The sequence below is a fragment of the Ureibacillus thermophilus genome (assembly GCF_004331915.1).
GTDB lineage: Bacteria > Bacillota > Bacilli > Bacillales_A > Planococcaceae > Ureibacillus > Ureibacillus thermophilus.
In genome coordinates this window covers 1,168,566-1,187,188 of the sequence record NZ_CP036528.1, presented here as the reverse complement: position 1 = coordinate 1,187,188, position 18,623 = coordinate 1,168,566, and the positions used below count along the sequence as shown (strand labels likewise).

Annotated in this window: 15 protein-coding genes; 2 read left to right on the top strand and 13 right to left on the bottom strand. The window is 40.4% G+C overall.

All coding sequences use genetic code 11. From position 1 onward, the window contains the following. Positions 1–10: 10 nt before the first annotated feature. From DKZ56_RS05815 to DKZ56_RS05755, 13 genes are all read right to left on the bottom strand, one after another. Positions 11–892: an ABC transporter permease gene (locus DKZ56_RS05815; protein WP_208651801.1), complete on the bottom strand. Its 882-nt coding sequence runs from the start codon at positions 890–892 to the stop codon at positions 11–13. Positions 893–913: 21 nt separating this feature from the next. Then, on the bottom strand, positions 914–1,876 hold the full coding sequence (opp4B, locus tag DKZ56_RS05810) for an oligopeptide ABC transporter permease (RefSeq protein WP_208651800.1): 963 nt from the start codon (positions 1,874–1,876) through the stop codon (positions 914–916). Then, complete coding sequence (locus DKZ56_RS05805) at positions 1,877–2,821, bottom strand: ATP-binding cassette domain-containing protein (RefSeq protein WP_208651799.1); 945 nt, start codon at positions 2,819–2,821, stop codon at positions 1,877–1,879. Next, positions 2,818–3,816 (bottom strand): ABC transporter ATP-binding protein, encoded by a 999-nt coding sequence (locus DKZ56_RS05800; protein WP_208651798.1) that lies wholly within the window; start codon positions 3,814–3,816, stop codon positions 2,818–2,820. Before DKZ56_RS05800 ends, DKZ56_RS05805 begins: the two co-directional genes overlap by 4 nt. Positions 3,817–3,955: 139 nt before the next feature. Then, positions 3,956–5,422: an alpha-amylase family glycosyl hydrolase gene (locus tag DKZ56_RS05795; RefSeq protein WP_208651797.1), complete on the bottom strand. Its 1,467-nt coding sequence runs from the start codon at positions 5,420–5,422 to the stop codon at positions 3,956–3,958. A gap of 125 nt (positions 5,423–5,547) precedes the next feature. Continuing rightward, a complete protein-coding gene (locus DKZ56_RS05790) occupies positions 5,548–5,706 on the bottom strand; it encodes a hypothetical protein (protein ID WP_208651796.1) in 159 nt (52 codons plus the stop codon). A gap of 114 nt (positions 5,707–5,820) precedes the next feature. Next, positions 5,821–6,183: a YisL family protein gene (locus DKZ56_RS05785; RefSeq protein ID WP_208651795.1), complete on the bottom strand. Its 363-nt coding sequence runs from the start codon at positions 6,181–6,183 to the stop codon at positions 5,821–5,823. A gap of 178 nt (positions 6,184–6,361) precedes the next feature. Next, positions 6,362–7,264 carry a fumarylacetoacetate hydrolase family protein gene (locus DKZ56_RS05780; protein ID WP_208651794.1) on the bottom strand — a complete coding sequence of 301 codons (903 nt, stop codon included), beginning with the start codon at positions 7,262–7,264 and terminating at the stop codon, positions 6,362–6,364. A gap of 71 nt (positions 7,265–7,335) precedes the next feature. Then, positions 7,336–8,514, bottom strand: a complete 1,179-nt coding sequence (locus tag DKZ56_RS05775; RefSeq protein WP_208651793.1) for a DUF418 domain-containing protein — start codon at positions 8,512–8,514, stop codon at positions 7,336–7,338. A 75-nt stretch (positions 8,515–8,589) separates the two neighbouring features. Then, positions 8,590–12,318, bottom strand: coding sequence for a helicase-exonuclease AddAB subunit AddA (gene addA / locus DKZ56_RS05770; protein ID WP_208651792.1), 3,729 nt, complete (start codon positions 12,316–12,318; stop codon positions 8,590–8,592). After that, positions 12,299–15,808, bottom strand: a complete 3,510-nt coding sequence (gene addB / locus DKZ56_RS05765; protein WP_208651791.1) for a helicase-exonuclease AddAB subunit AddB — start codon at positions 15,806–15,808, stop codon at positions 12,299–12,301. Before addB ends, addA begins: the two co-directional genes overlap by 20 nt. A gap of 266 nt (positions 15,809–16,074) precedes the next feature. Next, positions 16,075–16,722 carry a TVP38/TMEM64 family protein gene (locus tag DKZ56_RS05760; RefSeq protein ID WP_208651790.1) on the bottom strand — a complete coding sequence of 216 codons (648 nt, stop codon included), beginning with the start codon at positions 16,720–16,722 and terminating at the stop codon, positions 16,075–16,077. Between the two features lie 11 nt (positions 16,723–16,733). Continuing rightward, positions 16,734–17,285, bottom strand: coding sequence for a helix-turn-helix domain-containing protein (locus DKZ56_RS05755; RefSeq protein ID WP_208651789.1), 552 nt, complete (start codon positions 17,283–17,285; stop codon positions 16,734–16,736). A 214-nt stretch (positions 17,286–17,499) separates the two neighbouring features. Here DKZ56_RS05755 and DKZ56_RS05750 point away from each other — a divergent pair, with 214 nt between their 5' ends. Beyond that, complete coding sequence (locus DKZ56_RS05750; protein ID WP_208651788.1) at positions 17,500–18,234, top strand: AzlC family ABC transporter permease; 735 nt, start codon at positions 17,500–17,502, stop codon at positions 18,232–18,234. Then, positions 18,231–18,554: an AzlD domain-containing protein gene (locus tag DKZ56_RS05745; protein ID WP_208651787.1), complete on the top strand. Its 324-nt coding sequence runs from the start codon at positions 18,231–18,233 to the stop codon at positions 18,552–18,554. The genes DKZ56_RS05750 and DKZ56_RS05745 overlap by 4 nt, the downstream gene beginning before the upstream one ends. Positions 18,555–18,623 lie beyond the last annotated feature (69 nt).

Here is an 18,623-nt window from a genome sequence, read left to right as displayed (position 1 = left end):
CGATATTTCATTAACCTAACCGCTGCTTCACATCTACAGATCTTCTTAATGCTTGGCCGATATAATTGATGGCCAACATCATAAATAAAATCAATAAAGATGCCGGAAGCCATACCCACCAATACTGCTGCAATACAGCTGGATTGTTTGCGTAACTTACCAAAGTTCCCAATGAAGAAGTCGTTGGCGGCAGTCCAAATCCTAAGTAAGACAAGCCCGTTTCAATTCCGACATTGCCTGCAAAATTCAACGTCATTTCGACAATTAATAAGGAACTTAAATTCGGCGCAACTTCCCGCCGAATGATGACAAAATCGCTTGTACCAAGAGTTTTCGATGCGCTCACATAATCCCTTTTGCTTTCAGACAAAGCCTTGGACCGAACAAGACGCGCCGTTCCTGTCCATAAAAAGAGGCTCATAGTCAATATGAAAGAAGTGACTGTATATTTCGGCACAAGGGTTACAAAAACAATAATGAACAATAGCGATGGGATTGTAACGAAAAAATCAATGATTCTCATGATGATATGATCAACCCATCCACCGAAATAGCCGCAAATGAGCCCTACCACAATGCCAATCAAGCTGGTCAAAAGGGTAATGGCAAGAGCGATGAGAATGGAGTTTCTCGCGCCGATAATTAATTGTCCTAAAATATCTTTGCCCCCCTGGTCTGCGCCAAGTATATACTTTTCCCCCGGCGGACTATAGCGGTCATATAAATTAATGCGCATCAATGCTTCTTGGTCGATGAAAAGAGAAGCGATAAAAACAAAGAAAATAAAAATTACTAATAATATGAGGGAAACCATGGCGATTTTATCCTTTTGAAATTCGCGGAACACCACATTGCGGCCTTTTTTGCGGTATCTTTTCTTCTTACGTCTCATTGTTCCACCATCCTCTCTTCTCTATTCAATGCGAATGCGAGGATCCACAATGCTTAAAATAATGTCTGAAAGAAGGCTTCCAAGCAACGTCAAAAACCCATATAACATGACTAAAGCACAAATCACGCTGTAATCCCTTGAGGCAATGGATTGAACAAACAATTGTCCCATTCCGGGATAGCCGAAAATCGTTTCAATAAAAATCGACCCGCCAAGAAGACCGGTAATGGTAAATCCTAAAAAAGCCGCAATCGGAATAAAGGAGTTTCGAAAAATGTGCTTCGTATAAATTTTTCTCATCGGAACGCCTTTACTTTTGGCGGTTCTTACATAATCCATCGTTTTCGCATCAATGATTTCCGAACGCAAATATTGGATGACTCCGGTCGTACCTAAAATGGCATAGGTAATGGCTGGAAGGAGGATGTGGTAAAATCGGTTCCATATGTATTGGATAGTTCCTGGTTCAACTTCCACATCAACGCTGCCTCCTGTTGGAAACCATTGCAATGTATAGCCGAAAATATATAAAAACAATAAGGAAAGCACAAAGGTTGGAATGGCATAGGTGATGAAGCTATAAAACACAATGAATTTATCCAACCTCGATTGTTGGTATCGCCCCGCCAAAATCCCTAATGGTATGGCAATCAAATACAACAAAATAACGCTGACAAAAGACAGCCAAAAAGTGTTCATCGCCCGCTCCCCAATCAAGGAAGCCACATCCCGCTGAAAGGTATAGCTCATGCCAAAATCCCCTTTCAGCGCATTTTTCACCCATTGGACATACTGCACTGGCAGCGGATCATTTAATCCCAACTCTTCTTTTAACTCTTCTATCCGCTCAGGGTCTGTTTCCGGCGTAATCATGCCTGTAAACGGGTCCCCCGGCATCATCTTCGCCATCACAAACACGATGATGCTTAGGGCCATTAACTGAGGAATCATCAGGAGCAAACGCCGCACAATCGTTTTCCACATTTACACGACCTCCTTTGCGCTCGCCGCCGAAACATAATGGGTGTTGGAAATCGGAATTAAATCAAACACTCGTCCATTTTCATCAAAGGCTTTATGAATATGCTGTTCATATACTTTTTCAAACTCTTGCCTTGCCTGCTTTCGCTTTTCTCTCCCAACCGGTATTAGCGATGGAATGGATGCAAGAAGTCGCTTCGTATAAAGATGTTTCGGATTTTCGTAAATATCTTTCTTCGTACCGCACTCTACAAATCTTCCTTTATACATGATGTAAATATAGTCGCACATATGCTTTACAACGCCTAAATCGTGGGAAATGAATAAATACGTTAATCCAAATTTCTTTTGTACATCCTTCATGAAGTTAAGCACTTGCGCCTGTACGGACAAATCAAGGGCGGAAACCGGCTCATCGGCAATGATTAGCTTTGGATTGGTGGCAAGGGCTCTTGCAATATTAATCCGCTGTTTTTGCCCTCCTGAAAATTCGTGGGGGTATTTCTCTTTCGATTCGCTCGGCAATCCGACGATTTCAAGGAGTTCATCAATCTTTTTCCGTTCTTCATGCGGCGTTAAATTTAAAAAATTCCGAATCGGTTCTGCCAAAATATCACGAATCTGCTTTCTCGGGTTTAAGCTCGAATGGGAATCTTGGAAAATCATTTGCACTTCCCGGTGAAAATGGGAGGTGCGGGATTTCCTCTCCTTTGTCACATCTTCCCCTTCAAAAAAAATTTTTCCCGATGTGATTTTCTCAAGGCCAATGATTGCTTTTCCTGTTGTCGATTTTCCGCAGCCCGACTCCCCCACCAGCCCGTATGTTTTTCCTTTTTCTAATTCCATATCAATGCCGTCTATTGCATACACCCAATCAATGATGGAATTAAAAAATCCCCCGCGAATCGGATAATGCACTTTTAAATCAACGACTTGCATGAAGCTCAACTTGCTTCCCCCTTTTCCTCCCGAAACCGGAAAAATTTCCAGCACGTGCATTTGACAAAATGGTCCTTTGAAATTTGATGAAATGTTGGATGTTCTTCATGAGCTTCGTTTGGAATCCATGGAATGCGGTGGGCAAATCTGCATCCAGTTCTCGGCAAATGAATCAGCGATGGAACCATTCCTTCAATAACATGGAGGTGTTCGTTTGTGGAGTGAAGTTGTGGCATCGAGTGGAATAATAAACGTGTATAAGGATGTTTTGGCTGGCTCAATAATTTTTTTACTGGGGCTTCTTCAATGATTTCACCTGCATACATGACCAATACCCGGTCGGCCATTTCTGCCACGACCCCTAAATCATGGGTGATTAATATAATGCCTGCACCTGTTTCAGCTTGCAGTTCTTTCATCAAATCTAAAATTTGCGCCTGTATCGTTACATCTAAAGCAGTCGTCGGTTCATCGGCAATAATGATTTTCGGTTTGCATGAGATGGCCATGGCAATTATCACCCGCTGCCTCATTCCCCCTGACAACTGATGAGGAAATTGCCTTGCCACCTGTTCAGCTCTTGAGATGCCGACCTGTTTTAGCAACTGTAAAACTCTCTCTTCCCGCTCCTCTTTTGTGAAGTCAGTGTGATAGATCAACGCTTCTTCAATTTGTTCCCCGATCCGCATCAAAGGATTTAAGGCGGATAAAGGATCTTGGAAAATCATCGCGATTTCAGCACCGCGAATCTCGTTCATTTCCTCTTCGGTACATTCCAGAAGATTGCGCTCCTTGAAAAGGATTTCTCCCGTTACCCGCACATTTCTCTCATGATGAAGTCCGATGATAGAAGTTGCAAGGGTGCTTTTCCCGCAACCTGACTCCCCGACAATGGCAAGTATTTCATTGTTTTTTAATGTAAAGGAAACTCCATCTACTGCATCATAAAACTCATCGTTGATACGGAATCCGACATGCAAATTTCGAACAGTCAACAAATCCATTTGGGAGAGTCTCCTTTCCTTGCAGTTGATTTTAATGAAGTGTATGAATGGATGATAAAAAACATTAACTATCTTACATTCAAAATGGAAAAATAAAAAAACAGCGAAACCCTAATTATTCGGTTTCGCTGCATTACCATTATTGAGATTGATTTTTGTGTTTGCGTTTTCCGCGTTTAATTAAAGCTATAACAAAGGCAATGAAAATAATATACACTAGTGCCAATGCAATCATATAGGAAATGTTGATGCCTTGTTCATCTATGACTTGATACATTTCAACAGTTTCCCGGTCTTGAATAATTCGGAAGACGCCGTCATCGCCTTCGCGGAAAATTTCACCTTCCAGCGTTCCGCGAATCTCTTTGTTTTCTCCCACTAGTTCTTTCGGAATTTCAATTTTTTGACGTTTGCTTGTATTGTTGGCAATAATAATCCAATTTTCTTTATCGGATTTGCGTTGGAATACAATTAATCCATCTTCGTTTTGAATCATTTTAAACTCGCCGTTGCGAAGAGTTTCCGATTCGTTTCTTAATGTTAAAATATTTCCTATATAATCTTTCAATTCTGTATCCGTTTTAAAATTATAAAGTTGATGGGCTTCCGGACCTTTTTGGCCGTTTACCGCAATTTCCGTTGCATATGACATCACCGGAACACCAGGAAGCAATAAAGACGCCCCCAGCACCATTTTCAAACGGGTTGGCGGATAAATTTCCGCTGTATATAAAAATCGGTCTGTATTGAGATGGTCAATCATAATTTGTGTAGGGACATCTGTTTCGCCCTTTGCAAAAGCATCAAAATATTTCATTAAATTCGCTGTATCTTCATCCACGTTTTTGAAAGCATAGCGGAAAATGTCGCTCACTTCATCATAATATTTGGCATCAAAATTTGCATCGCTCTCGCTATTGGAAATGACATAAATGGAATCATCAATGGATTTAATGGCGGCAATCACGTCATTTAAAAATTCCGTATCCGCCCCACCAATATTAGTTAAACGAACGCCATCCAAGTCATAGGCAGATACAAAATCAACGACCGCATCGATTAAAGCTTGTTGCACATCTTTATTGTTTAAATTCCATTGAACTTTTCCATTTTCTCTTTTTAAAATCCAAGAAGCTTTAGATGCATCCTTTGCCCATTCGTGATTTTCGCTGACATTCGTTAATGGAAAGTCCACCATCACGGACATGCCGTGATCCTTTACATATTCGACTAATTCCTTAAACTCTTCTTCCGTTCCAAAGTTTGGCTCAATTGTTTGATAGCTTGTTACAGAAGAGCCATCATAAGTTTCTGTGGCAAAAATTGAGCCAAGGGATAAAATCGTAAATCCCATATCTTGAATTTGTGAAAATCTATCCTTTATTCCTTGGAAATCCCCACCGGCAAATTGGGACAAATCTTTCGGATTGGTTTTGGAACTGTCATCGTTTTTATTTGTCCCATTAAAATAACGGTCCACTAATAAATCGTATATACTTTCATCAGCAATTGAACGCGATTCTTCAGCGCTTGCTACAGGCGTCATGACGCTTGCAAATAATAATGTAGCCATTGCTGTTGTTTGAATCCATTTTTTGAGCTTCAAATTAATCCCTCTCCTTTAGAACCAATCAACGACATTTTACCAAAAATGTGGGCGCATCTATCAATAAATCAATAAACTTTTGTCAAATCCGCCAATATTTTTGACAATATTGTGACAACCCTCTTTTACAACCATTTTTCCTTCCCATCCTGCTTTTCTTCCAAATCCATCCACTCATTCTCTTTCAAATGATGAATCGGTTTTTGTAAAAATGCAAAAACAAGAAAAAGCACCATTAATCCCCCAACAAAGACAAGCATAAAAACTGCCATATCATGACCCATTTCCTTTCCATCTTCTCAGTTGAAACCATTGTAGAGGAAATCAGAAAAAATTTCTATTCCCATCATGCAATAAAAAACGCAAAGTACAAAACCGTGTACTTTGCGATCCTTGCATTACGCCAAGAAGTTCATGCCCATTGGCAATTTGAATCCGTAGAACAGCGTTAAAAATAGGAAAATGGCAAATAAAATCCAAAAAACAGTAGTAGATTTTCCTTTGGATTGGTTAACTAACACCATTTCCATCATGCCAATAACTAAAAGGCCCAATAAAAATTTAATACCGTAGTTCATGCCTTGTCCGTAATCCATCGCTTCGATAAATAAAGCGCCGCCAGTGATGATGATTAGGATATAAAATAAGCGCAATGCCATATGTAACCCTTTATTTGGCTTCATGGCTCCAATCAAAAATAAGATGATTCCAATCAACCAAACCGTAATGTGCAAATGTGTCGAACTAGTTAAAAAATCCATAATTTCCCACCTCACTTCATATTCAATGTTCATGCTACCATGGGATCGATTTTTATTCAATAATAGTAGCTTTTATCACTTAAAATTCATTTTAATATATAAAAAAAAGAACCCGCAAGTATTTCGCATTTTTGGAAATCTTTTGCGGGTCCACTTAATCAGTCATGTTTATTGATTTTTATTCAAAACGGTTTGTTAATGTGCCGATGTCTTCAATGGAAATTCGCACTTCATCGCCAGATTTTAAAAATTGTGGAGGATTCATGCCTTTTCCAACTCCTTTAGGCGTACCTGTAAGAATCACATCACCAGGCTCCAACGTTACATGATGAGAGATGATGGAAATCAACCGGTCAATCGGGAACATCATATCTTCTGTATTTCCGTTTTGGCGAACTTCCCCATTCACTTTCGTTACAATGGTTAAATTTTGTGGATTTGGAATTTCGTCTTTTGTTACGATATAAGGTCCCATTGGGCAAGTCGCATCTAAACTTTTCCCTAAGAAATATTGCTGATGCCGATCTTGGACATCGCGGGCTGTAATATCATTGGCAATCGTGTAGCCGAAAATATAATCATAGGCTAAATTTACAGGAATGTTTTTTCCCGTTTTCCCGATGACAACCGCTAGTTCTCCTTCATAGTCAAGGGAGTTGGTTTTGTCTGCATGGATTGGCAGCACTTGATTGGCAGCAGCAATTGTCGTCGGAGATTTTGTGAAAATGACTAATTCGGATGGCGCAGCTTCTCCTCCCATTTCCTTTGCATGTTCATCATAGTTTTTCGCTACACAAATAATATTTTTCGGCGTTCTCGGAATTGGTGCCAGCCACTCTACTTCATGAAAGGATAATTTGAAATTTTCCGCTTGATCGGATTTTTCCGCTACTTCTACTAATCTTCGAATCTTTTCAACAAAATCATACCCTAATGCAATTCCTTCAATAATCGTTTGCGGGAAAGATGGGAACACTTGAAAAGCTGATTGAATCGCCAACACATCCCAAACAGCTTCCTCTTTTTTTACCTTTGGACCGAATTTTACTTGATGATTGAATTTGAAGGATAAAATTTTCATTAGTAATAGCCCCTTTTCATTTTCACAAATTGTAATTCTAGTATTAATACAATATTACATGAAAAAAAGAGTTATGGCTCAACTTTCTTTAATGTTTTTCCATAAGCCAGCCGCTTGACAATATACTCCAGCGGACCTTGGCGGAACTTTATAAACCATATTTCCGCAAAAGCGGCCTGAACTATATAAATGCTGATGGCTATCACAATCCCCATCACTACATCCACTTTTCCGTAAAGGCCAAAACCATAATGGTAAAATAAAAGCGTACAAATGATGGACTGCATGATATATAGGGTTAAAGACATGCGGCCGGCTTTCGCAATTGGACTTAATAATTTCGGTACAAAGGGGATGAGGCAGAGGACGGCAATAAGGGATGCATATCCGACAGCAAGCATCGGCCCTCCCACATATACACGAATATACTCCCATAAATAAGTCCGAGTTGCATGGAATGGGAAGCTTTTAAGGAAAAGCCCTACGGCAATGCAAAATACGGCAAGGAAAATCCACAACCCTTTTAATTCCTTCGCCCGTTCTACTAAACGCCACTTTGCCGCTGCCGCTCCAACCAACATATAAGGAAAGATTGTAAACACTGCACTCACCCACATGGCAGGAGACATCTGCACCGATAAATCTTGCAAACGTTGAAGAAATGCATCTGTCCATGTTCCAACGCCGTAAGCGGTGATGGCATTTTCGATTGCACTGATATCAACAAAAGTTTCATATTCACTTGTTGCAATCCCTGACATTGCATAAAGCAAGATGATTAAGACATGGAAAAATCCATTTAAAATCAATGCAACGGAGAGAAGCAAGCCGCTTGAGAACCGCAACAATAAAATTACAAATAATCCGAAAACTGCGTACAGTGTAATGATGTCGCCCCACCAAAGAAGAAAAGCATGCATAAGTCCGATCATCATGAGGATAAGAAGGCGTTTTGCGGCGAAAGAATAAAACTTCGCCCCTGTTCGCTGCTGTGCCTTCATGTACTGCATGGCCAACCCATATCCAAAAAGCATTGAAAACAAAGGATAAAAGCTGCCTTGTACATATATATCAAGCTTTTGATAATTCAACTGGTCATGAATATCCGTAAACCAACTGTTTAAATCCTGCACATGAGGAAGGGGCAGGGAAAAGGCAAATATATTGACAAGCAAAATGCCGAGCAAACTCACGCCCCGGATGATATCGAGCGTTTGGATTCTTTCATTCAAAGTCGTTGGTTGAAACATTTCATTCGACCTCCTAAATACCATAAAACTATCATTTTCCCAATGTACTTACAAGAAAAACCGCCAAATTTTGTTTCAACCTAACGACTGTAACGGCACCGCTTTCCCTGCATCGAACAAGTAAAGAACTTTTTCATCTACTTGAATTTGCAAAATCTTCTCCACCGCTTCTGTATATAGGCGGATTTGCACCCCGTAGCGCTTAGTCATTTCCTGAATCAATGCCTTTTCTTCCGCAAAAGAAGGCAAGATTTTATCTGTTTTGTAATCAAGAAGCACCCATTTTCCTTCTTCATCTTGCATCAAGCAATCGACAATCCCTTGAATGATTTGGGAATCGCCGTCTGCATCCTTCACACTTAAGGTAAAAGGCAGTTCTCGATTCAATTGTTTCGCACTGCTAAATCGTTTTCCAATCGGTGTTTGAAAGAAATGAAGCAGTTTTTCGAGTTCGATGGCTTTCCGTTCTTCTTCTGTGATTAATTGCTTTTCGACAAGCTCATCAAGAAAATGCTGCGCTTCTTCTGTATTTTCAAATCCTTTTTGCGGCACATGCTGCATCACAGTATGCATCGCCGTTCCGATTTCTGCTGCAGAAATTTGTTTTTCCTGCATAAATGCCGGACGTTTAACGAGGGATTTATTGCGATTTTTAATGATCATCCTTATATATTCCGCTTCTTCCTCATGCTGCAAATTTTCAACTCGCTTCATTTCGGATACGCTTGTTTTTGATTTTTTCTTCGTCGCCCGTTCAAATGGATAGACGTAAGTAAAGCGGCGATTCAATTCTTCCAGCAATGTTTCATCCACATCTTCCATCATTTCTTCGTTTGCTGTTTCTTCCTCATCAATGGATTTTTTCATGAATGTCCCATTAGAAATAACCATTATTTTCCATGTGGATGGATGTTCTAACGGTACATAATCCCCATGACTATATTCTTTAAAAACTTTATGTCTTGCGATGGCCGGACCAATCCAATCAAGATAGCTTCTCGCCCGTGCTCTCACATAATCTGGTAGCATTTCATCCGGAGGCAAACTTTGCATTTCACACCAAGCTTGCATCGCTTTTTCCCAATCTTTCACAGAACCGACGAGAATCAGCCGTTCTTTCGCCCGAGTCATCGCCACATATAAAATCCGCATTTCCTCTGCAATTAATTCCAATTTTTTCTTTTCTTTGATGGCAAAAAACGGCAAAGAAGTGTACATGATTCGGTTATCCGGATCGATGGCTTTTACAGCAAGGCCAAAATTTTGGTCAAATAAATAAGGTTCATTAAAATCTCTTAAATTAAAACGATTGCCTAGTCCCGCCACAAACACCACTGGATACTCAAGCCCTTTGGAGGAGTGAATCGTCACTAAACGCACCACATCATCCTTCTCCCCAATGGACTTGGCGACGCCTAAATCTTCCCCACGCGCTTTCATTCGATCAATGAAACGCAAAAATCGGAATAATCCACGATAGGAAGATTTTTCAAAGGTTAATGCCCGGTCATGGAGCGCACGCAAATTGGCTTGCCGCTGTTTGCCGTTTGACATGGCTCCAACCATTTCATAATAATGGGTGTCTAAATAAATTTTCCAAATTAAATCAGAAAGGCTGCCGCGGCGAGCCAAATCCCTCCATACGTCAAGCTGCTGCAAAAACTTCTCAAGCTTTGCCTGCGTTTCAGCTTCAAGCCCTGATTGCTCGTTTTCCACAAATTTTTTCACCGCTTCATAAAAAGGCGCATTTTTGTCGGTTAAACGAATGAGTGCCAATTCATTTTCCTTCAGTCCCACAAAGGGAGCCCGTAAAACGGATGCCAAAGGAATGTCTTGATATGGATTGTCGATGACTTTTAATAAATTCATCATGATCATGACTTCCAACGCTTCAAAATAGCCTTTGGAACTTTCCGCATATAACGGAATATTGGCCTTTTTAAATTCTTCAATAATATCGCCGGACCATGTCATAGATCGCATAAGGATGACAATATCGCTGTACTTTAATGGACGGATGCGCTTTTTTTGATCTTTTTGTTTCGTATCATAGACAGTCGCCCCCGATTCCATTAGCTCCTTGATGCGTTGAATAATAAAGCGGGCTTCTTGTTGAGATTTTTTCATTTCTTCTTCCATGATTTGATCGAAATCTTCATCTTCTTCATTTTCCGATGAAGCATCCGGCTGTTCCTCATGTATAATGGCCAACTCCACCGGCATATCTAATTCATTGTACGGCGCACTCGGTTTTAATGCGGCTTTCTCATCATAAGAAATTTCTCCTACTTTTTCGCCCATCACTTGTTCGAAAATATAGTTCGTTCCATAAAGGACTTCTTTCCTGCTGCGGAAATTGGCGTTTAAATCAATTTTTAGCCCACTTGTTTTCGGCTCTTCTTCAAAAGTTAAATACTTATGCAAAAAGAGCATTGGTTCCGCTAGACGGAAGCGGTAAATTGACTGCTTCACATCCCCTACCATAAATAGATTCCCGTTGCTTTCATCGCCGCTTTTTACAAGCTGTAAAATTGTCTCTTGCAACATATTCGTATCTTGGTATTCATCCACAAGCACTTCTTTAAACCGCCCTTGGAATTCTAAAGCAACAGGGGAGGGTTTCATTTCTCCGTTTTCTTCCACCGTTAAAATGTCGAGGGCATAATGTTCAAGGTCTGAAAAATCTAAAATGCCTTTTTCCAATTTCGCCCGTTTAAACTTTTCGCCAAATTTCAGCGTAAGTTCCACCAATGTTTCAATCGTTGGAGCCATCAGACGGATTTCTTGAATCAGGCGCTCTGGTTTCCGCACAAAATACGTTTCTTGAATTTTTTTTACAATTTCTTTTGCTTTATTCCGTTTCTCTTGCGCTTTCTTTTTCAATTCTTCATCGCAGGAATCTTTCGGCATCCGCGCAAGGGTTTCCCATTTTAACACAGCAAAAAATTCATAAGCTTCTTGCCAAGAAGAACGGATGCGCCGCAATGCCTCTTGAATAAGGGCCAAATCCAATTCCACTGTTTCTCCGTAGGCATGCGGCCCATCTGGCATTAAAGCATACTTTCTCACCGCTAAAAGGTGCGACCGAGCTTCTTCCAACTGAAATGCAATGGAATTTTTCACATAATTGATGAAAGGTAAATCATCCACCGTTACGTCCTCAGAAAGCTGATATTGCTCCACAAGGGAATGAAGCCATTTTTCCGGTGCCGGATGAACACGCGCATTGTCATATAATTGCTCTATCAACTTTTCAATTTCCTGGTCATCCCGGTCGGAGGTGAAGCTGTCCACTAACCGGTAAATGCGAGCGGCTTCTGCTTCATCTTCGGCGCTGTACGCTTCTTCCATGACGTCTTTTAACACATCATCCCGCAAAAGCGAAACTTCCCCTTCACTGGCAATGCGGAATCCCGGGTCAATATCAATCAAATAGGCATATTGCCGAACGATAGATAAGCAAAAGGAGTGCAATGTGGAAATTTGGGCTTTGTTGACAAGGCTCAGCTGCTTTCGCAAGTGGGCATTGTGCGGGTCTTTTGCGATTTCCTTTTCCAGTGCCTTTGCAAGTCGATGGCGCATTTCTGCCGCAGCAGCGTTTGTAAAGGTCACCACAAGCAGCTCGTCCACATTAATCGGATTTTCTTTCGCAATGACCTTTTCGATCATCCGGTTGATAAGCACCGCCGTTTTTCCTGACCCAGCCGCCGCAGAAACAAGAATATCCTGCCCTGTTGCCCAAATCGCTTTCCATTGCTCGTCTGTCCATGTGGCATCTTTTGGTTTAATAGGAATCGGATTCATCTTCCTTCAACTCCCTTCGAATTTTTTCAATCACGTTTGGCATTTTATCTACCTCAAGACGCAAGTACGCATCCTCTGCAGGATCAAATTGGCAAACCGACTTAAACTGGCAATAATCGCAAGCTGTTTTATCTTTTAATTTAAATGGTCGAATAGATGTATCTCCACTTAAAATGGATTCCCCAGCTTCTTGATGTTTTCTGCGGACGAATTTGCGCAAATCTTGCATTGCATCCGGCGGTACAACTTTTGACGTTTTGGCAAACTCCTGCTTCTTCGTAAAGGATGCAGGAATAATAATTGACTTGCCATCTTCTTCTAAGCGTTCATCCATGGCAATGACAGCCTCTTGATCTTCTGCAAGCAACCCTTTCATTTTGAACATTTTCAGCCGTTCTTCCTCAAACTCTAAATCATTCAATTCTTTCTCCACTTTTAATAGAGGATTTTGAACATGAACGTAAAGAACACCCGCTGGCAAGGCGGATTCTTTCAATAAGATGAACGAATTTTCCACCGCCACATCCAAATAGGTCAATAATTGCAATGAAATGCCATAATATACTTCATTCAAATCTAAATCTCTGCCAGAAGATTTATAGTCAATAACGCGCAAATACGATTTTTCGCCCACCTTTGCATGGTCAATCCGGTCAATGCGACCTCTAAGTTTCATTCTCCGGCCGCCTTTTAAAGGAATTTCGAGAGGCGGCAATTGTTCTTTCGGACCAAAAGCTGCCTCCACCGCAATCGGTTTAAAGAAGGAGCTTTTCGCATGTTGGGAAAGGGCGATCATCGTTCTCTCAATAATGCGCATCAGTTTACGCTGTATATAGCGGTAGCGGGAACTGCTTAATAAAATTTGATGGGAAAAAGCCGGCACAATGCGCTCCACCGCTTCCCGGGCAAGGTGCGCACATTGTTCCCTCGTCAATTTATTCCACGGCAAATTTAATCGGTTCGTTTCCATGGAAATCCATTTTAACGCTTCATGGAACAAATCTCCCATTTCAAAGGTTTCTAAGCGAAACTCCGGCCGCTCCTGCAAATGAAGTCCATAGGTTGCAAAATGGGCAAATGGACAGCTGAAATATTTTTCAATCCGCGACACGCTGGAAGTCATTTCGTCCCCATACAGTTCTTCCGTTAATGCCTGTTTTAATGGTTCAGAATGTTTTTTTTCTTTAAGCGGCTTCATCACAAGCTCAAGTACCGGTTTCCATTCCCCGCTTTGTTCATAAAAAGCTTTCAGCGCTTTCCATTCTGAATCCAATTTCAAGCCATCCGCCTGTTTTAATTGGGTCATTAAGTAAGCAAGGGATGTTCTTGGATGTCTTAAGTAAGATAAAATTTTCGACTTCTCCCATTCTTCAATTGGGTCAATAAAGATTCGATGATGAGGCAAAGTGCTTTCACCATTGACTTCGAATAAATTGTGCAATCGCTGAACATACAACGATGGCAATAACGCCTTGCTTTCCTCATCGCTGGCGGAATAGGTTACATATAATCGATGGGTCGGGGAAGAAAAGGCACGGTAAATGTAGAAGTTTTCCTCCATTAACCGGTGTTTCGAAGTTGGTAGCAATTCAATGTCAATGTTTGAAAACCATTCCCTGTCCATATCATTTATAAGCCCTTCATAGTCAATCCGCATTGGATATACGCCATCATTTACGCCGATGACGAACACCACTTTCATATTGTCAAAGCGGGAAAATTCCAATTGGGATACCGTCACTTCATCAATGGCAGGCGGAATTTTAGAGAATGCAAGGGCATCGTACCCTTCATCTAAAATTTTTGCCGCATCCTCAAGGGGTAAAGACTGATCCCCAAACATCACAACAAATTGCTCAAGAACATTCACCCACTCGTTCCAAGCCTGGTCATGCTCCATCGCCTCTTCCAGCCGTCCTTTTTCCATCTCTTTCTCTTTTAAGGCTTGCAGCTTTTCAAACACTTGCAATTCATCCATGCACGAAAATAATGCGAAGGCAATTTCTTTTCCATTGCGCGCTTTCTTTAATTCTCTTTCGAATTTTAATAGAGGCTTCCGAACATATTCTTTCATTTCATCGATAATTGCTTGCACCTTAAGTTCTTCATCCGTTTGCTTCGTTGTCACAAACTCAAATCCGCGATACTTTTTATAAATCCATCGTTCATCCTGCATCCATCGATTCCCATAAATTCCTTGGGCGATGACGAAGTTTTCAAATACATCCGCTTTCTCCCGCATTTCTTTCACATCTGAATTCAATGGGAAAAATAAATCTGTTTTGACGCTGCGGAAAATCGGTTCATACTTCCAATTAGAAGTAATCACTTCTAAAATGGAACGGCTGAATTCAATTAATGGATGATGAAGCATTGGTTTCTTCTCATTGGTAAATACCGGAATGTCATATTGCGCGAAAATCGTCGAAATAAGCGGATCATATACGTCTGCTTGACGATACATGATTCCTATATCTCGATAGCGGACGCCTTCTTCTTGCACCAATCTTTTTATTTCCCGGGCAATGCCATGAACTTCCGCGCGGCGATTGGCTCCTTCAATAATTTGAACAAATCCTTCCGCTCTCAACTTTTTAGGAACCGGTTGATGAAACTCCTGTTCAATATGCTGCAAATCAAAATTTTGATAGCGATATGTGGTTTGCATATGTATCCGAGGTTCCACTTCGATTCCTAATTTTACCGCTTCTTGTCGTAATTTGTCGTACATCAACGAAGCACGATAAAACACCGCTTGTTCATTGTCTTTATCATTTTCATTTTCAAAAGGAAGAACAACGGTTACTCGTTTTGTTAAAGTTAATAACTGTTTCACAATTTCAAATTCCCGTACCGTAAAAAATGTAAATCCATCAATATAAACATGGGTATCTTTTAGTTTTTCAGAGTTTTTCATTTGCTGAATTAAAAACGGATAAAGCCCGTCTCCTTCTATATAACGATCCCCTAAAATTTCTTCCAGCTTTTGGAGGATAATGTTTAAGTCTTTTGATTTGGCAATCAACGTTTGGGGAGCATCAGATTGTTCAAATGTTTTGATGGCTTCTTCCAACGTTTGGCTGTCAATATTAAATTGATTAAATTCCCGAATCATCTTTTCAATTTCTTCTGTAAATCCGCGCTTATCAGCAGCTTGGCGAAATAAAGAAAATTGATCTTTATTTTCTTCCAGCAAGCGTCTTAAGAGCATCCGGTATCCAATTTTATCTACTTTATCTTTCGCAATGCCGCCAGTTTCCTGCAAAATATGCCATGACAATCGTTTAAACGTCATCACTTGCGCGCGGATTAATCCTTGTATGCCATAATGATTCGTTAACTGATATTCCGTTGAAAAGGACATTTGGTCGGGAACAATTAAAAAAATAGGTGAACCAAAAGGATTAGCCTTAACTTCCTCCACAATTTCCTTATGGATAAAGGTGGTCTTCCCTGTCCCTGCCCGTCCGCTGATAATTCGTAATGACATACTGCTCCTCCTTCTTAATGAAAAATCGTATTTTCATTATAGTATATTTTTTTATCTATTTTTCGCAGAAGACATAAAAAAGGCTGTCCAGAAAGTCGAACACTTTCGGAAACAACCTTACTTCTTATAGGAATATTCTCTTAAACACTTTCCCTGCGGTGGTCACAAAACGCGCCTCCTCGTCGCAATTTATCTGCGGCAAAACTCTAGCTAAAGCCGCAAAGAGGGCGTCTTGGAATGACTTTTCAGATGCCCCCTTTGCAGAATTATTTTTTATGAGTTGTTTTCAACCTTTTTTGTTTTCTTAACTTAGATACCTCTCTTAATTCCCTTTCTACCCGATTATTTAAATATTTCTCAATCAGTTTTCCAATCATCCACAACAAAAAGATGGCAACAGCGGCAAAAATTAATCGAATCGGGCTTCGGATCAACTCACTAATATCGTATCCCAGCAAGCTAATCGTTAAAATCATGACGAATTTTCCCGACATCAACACAACTAAATACACTTTTTTCTTTATGTTGGATAGCCCTGCGACAATATTGACGAGCACTGATGGAGTGAATGGAAAACACAGCAGAATAAATAACGGAGCTATCCCCTTCATATCCACCCAGCGGATGAGTTTTTGCATTTTCTCATATTTGATAAATTTTTGCACTCTCGGTCTTTTTCCAAATTTCCGGACAAACAGAAAGACAGAATAAGAGCCTAATACGGTTCCTATCCAGGAAAATAAAAACCCGAACCATAAGCCATGGGAATTTGCATTTGCTACAACAAATACTACTAGAGGTAGAAACGGCAAAAATGCTTCTAAAAATGGGAAAAGGATCCCAATCAACGGTCCAAAGGTTCTGTACTGCGCTTCTAAAGCTTCTATATTTTCAGCGGTAAACCACTCGCTCACAAGTTCCACCTCTATCGATACTGAATAATTAAATGTAAAATGGTTACTTCATCAGTTGGATTTTCATACTGATGTGGTTCAGTGGCAGAGAAAACAAGGGTCTCGCCTTCCACTAAATGATCTTTCAATTCACCGCATTGAACAACCGCTTCTCCTTTAATTACTGTTACGGTTTCCTCTACTCCTTCTGTATGGGGTTCGCTCTTATGAATGACTCCAGGTTCCATTTCGATTTTATAAAATTCCCATCCTCGTTCAGGCTCATAAGGAATGATAGAGTACACGCGATATTTTCCGTCTTCTTCAGAAACGTAAGTCGAAGGGTCTACGCTATATTTTTGGAAAAGGGTTTTTGGCGGCTGTAAAAGAGAAGAAAAGGAGATTTTTAATCCTGCTGCAATTTTCCATAGCGTAGAAACGGTTGGATTCGCTTCCCCTTTTTCAATTTGGGCAAGCTGCGCCTTACTTACATCCGTAGCTTTTGCCACATCATCCAAACTTAAACTGCGCTCTTTCCGAATTTTTTTTAATTGCATACCAATATTGCGATTCATTCGTTCCATTTTTGTTCCACCCTATTGTCTATTTTAAAAGACAAATGTATACTATATTAAACAAAAGAAGAATATTCTGACGATTTTATTATAACTATAATTAGCATTAATTGGTAATAATTAAACTAATTTTTCATCATTATAGTACACAATTATTAGTCATTGAAGTATAACGAAAGAACGTTCATAAAGTTTCAATATCAAAGGGATGGGGGGGAATGGTATGACAACGGAAATCAAAGAAGTGAAGGATATTCCAAAAACAGCGACAGAAGATTCTTTTATACAAGGAATGAAAGATTGCATTCCAACTTTGCTGGGATACATCAGTATTGGCTTTGCCTTTGGTGTGGTAGGAATCGCTTCGAATCTATCCATTCTGGAAATTTTTTTGCTGTCGGCTCTTGTGTACGCGGGAAGTGCCCAATTCATTTTTGCCGGCTTGTATGTAGCAGGGGCGCCAATGTCCGTCATCATCATTACAACATTTATTGTGAACTTGAGGCATTTTCTTATGTCCCTTACAGTGGCCCCGTATTTTACCCGCTATTCAGCATTGCGCAATGTCGGATTTGGGTCGCTTTTGACGGATGAAACTTTTGGCGTTGCCGTTACAAAAGCCGGAAAAGAAAAACAGCTGGGCGGCCGGTGGATGGATGGCTTAAATTTAACCGCCTATTTGACATGGATTGCATCTTGTGTTGTTGGGGGACTCGTTGGAAACTGGATTCCAAATCCGGAACGTTGGGGGCTTGACTATGCGTTAGTTGCAATGTTTATTGCTCTGCTTGTACTTAATTTAGCCAATGCAAGCAAGAATAAGCTCATGCATTATATAAAATTAATTGGTTGTGTCTTTGGAATTTTATATATTCTTTCTTATTTCATGCCTAGCCACTTAGCGGTGCTTATAACGACGATTATTGTGGCGACTATTGGGGTGATTACTGAAAAATGACGACAACTTTCATGATGTTTTTATTAATTTTAGGGTGCGCATTTGTTACGTGGCTTCCCCGGGTCATTCCCTTTATTTTAGTGCGAAATATTGAGTTGCCGAAAGTAGTGCTGCGGTGGCTTCAGTTTATTCCTGTTTGCATTTTGAGTGCGTTGGTCTTTCAATCGCTTTTCAATACGGAAGGAAAATTTGTCACGCTGCATTGGGAAAGTACGATTGCTTTCGTGCCTACTCTTTTCATTGCCCTATGGACGAAAAGTTTATCAAAAACAGTGGTTGCAGGGGTATTAACGGTAGCGGTTTTAAGAAATTTCTTTTGATTGTGGATAAATAGTAAGGGCGAATGGTGGAAATTCGCTCTTTTTATTTGGCGCGGTTTGGATGGGATT

Excerpts from the sequence above, each read along its gene's own strand:
- DKZ56_RS05790 (WP_208651796.1), bottom strand. The coding sequence starts at position 5,706 with ATGGGTCATGATATGGCAGTTTTTATGCTTGTCTTTGTTGGGGGATTA.
- DKZ56_RS05785 (WP_208651795.1), bottom strand. The coding sequence starts at position 6,183 with ATGGATTTTTTAACTAGTTCGACACATTTGCACATTACGGTTTGGTTG.
- addB (WP_208651791.1), bottom strand. The coding sequence starts at position 15,808 with ATGTCATTACGAATTATCAGCGGACGGGCAGGGACAGGGAAGACCACC.
- opp4B (WP_208651800.1), bottom strand. The coding sequence starts at position 1,876 with ATGTGGAAAACGATTGTGCGGCGTTTGCTCCTGATGATTCCTCAGTTA.
- DKZ56_RS05780 (WP_208651794.1), bottom strand. The coding sequence starts at position 7,264 with ATGAAAATTTTATCCTTCAAATTCAATCATCAAGTAAAATTCGGTCCA.
- DKZ56_RS05745 (WP_208651787.1), top strand. The coding sequence starts at position 18,231 with ATGACGACAACTTTCATGATGTTTTTATTAATTTTAGGGTGCGCATTT.
- addA (WP_208651792.1), bottom strand. The coding sequence starts at position 12,318 with ATGAATCCGATTCCTATTAAACCAAAAGATGCCACATGGACAGACGAG.
- DKZ56_RS05755 (WP_208651789.1), bottom strand. The coding sequence starts at position 17,285 with ATGGAACGAATGAATCGCAATATTGGTATGCAATTAAAAAAAATTCGG.
- DKZ56_RS05750 (WP_208651788.1), top strand. The coding sequence starts at position 17,500 with ATGACAACGGAAATCAAAGAAGTGAAGGATATTCCAAAAACAGCGACA.
- DKZ56_RS05815 (WP_208651801.1), bottom strand. The coding sequence starts at position 892 with ATGAGACGTAAGAAGAAAAGATACCGCAAAAAAGGCCGCAATGTGGTG.
- DKZ56_RS05800 (WP_208651798.1), bottom strand. The coding sequence starts at position 3,816 with ATGGATTTGTTGACTGTTCGAAATTTGCATGTCGGATTCCGTATCAAC.
- DKZ56_RS05775 (WP_208651793.1), bottom strand. The coding sequence starts at position 8,514 with ATGTTTCAACCAACGACTTTGAATGAAAGAATCCAAACGCTCGATATC.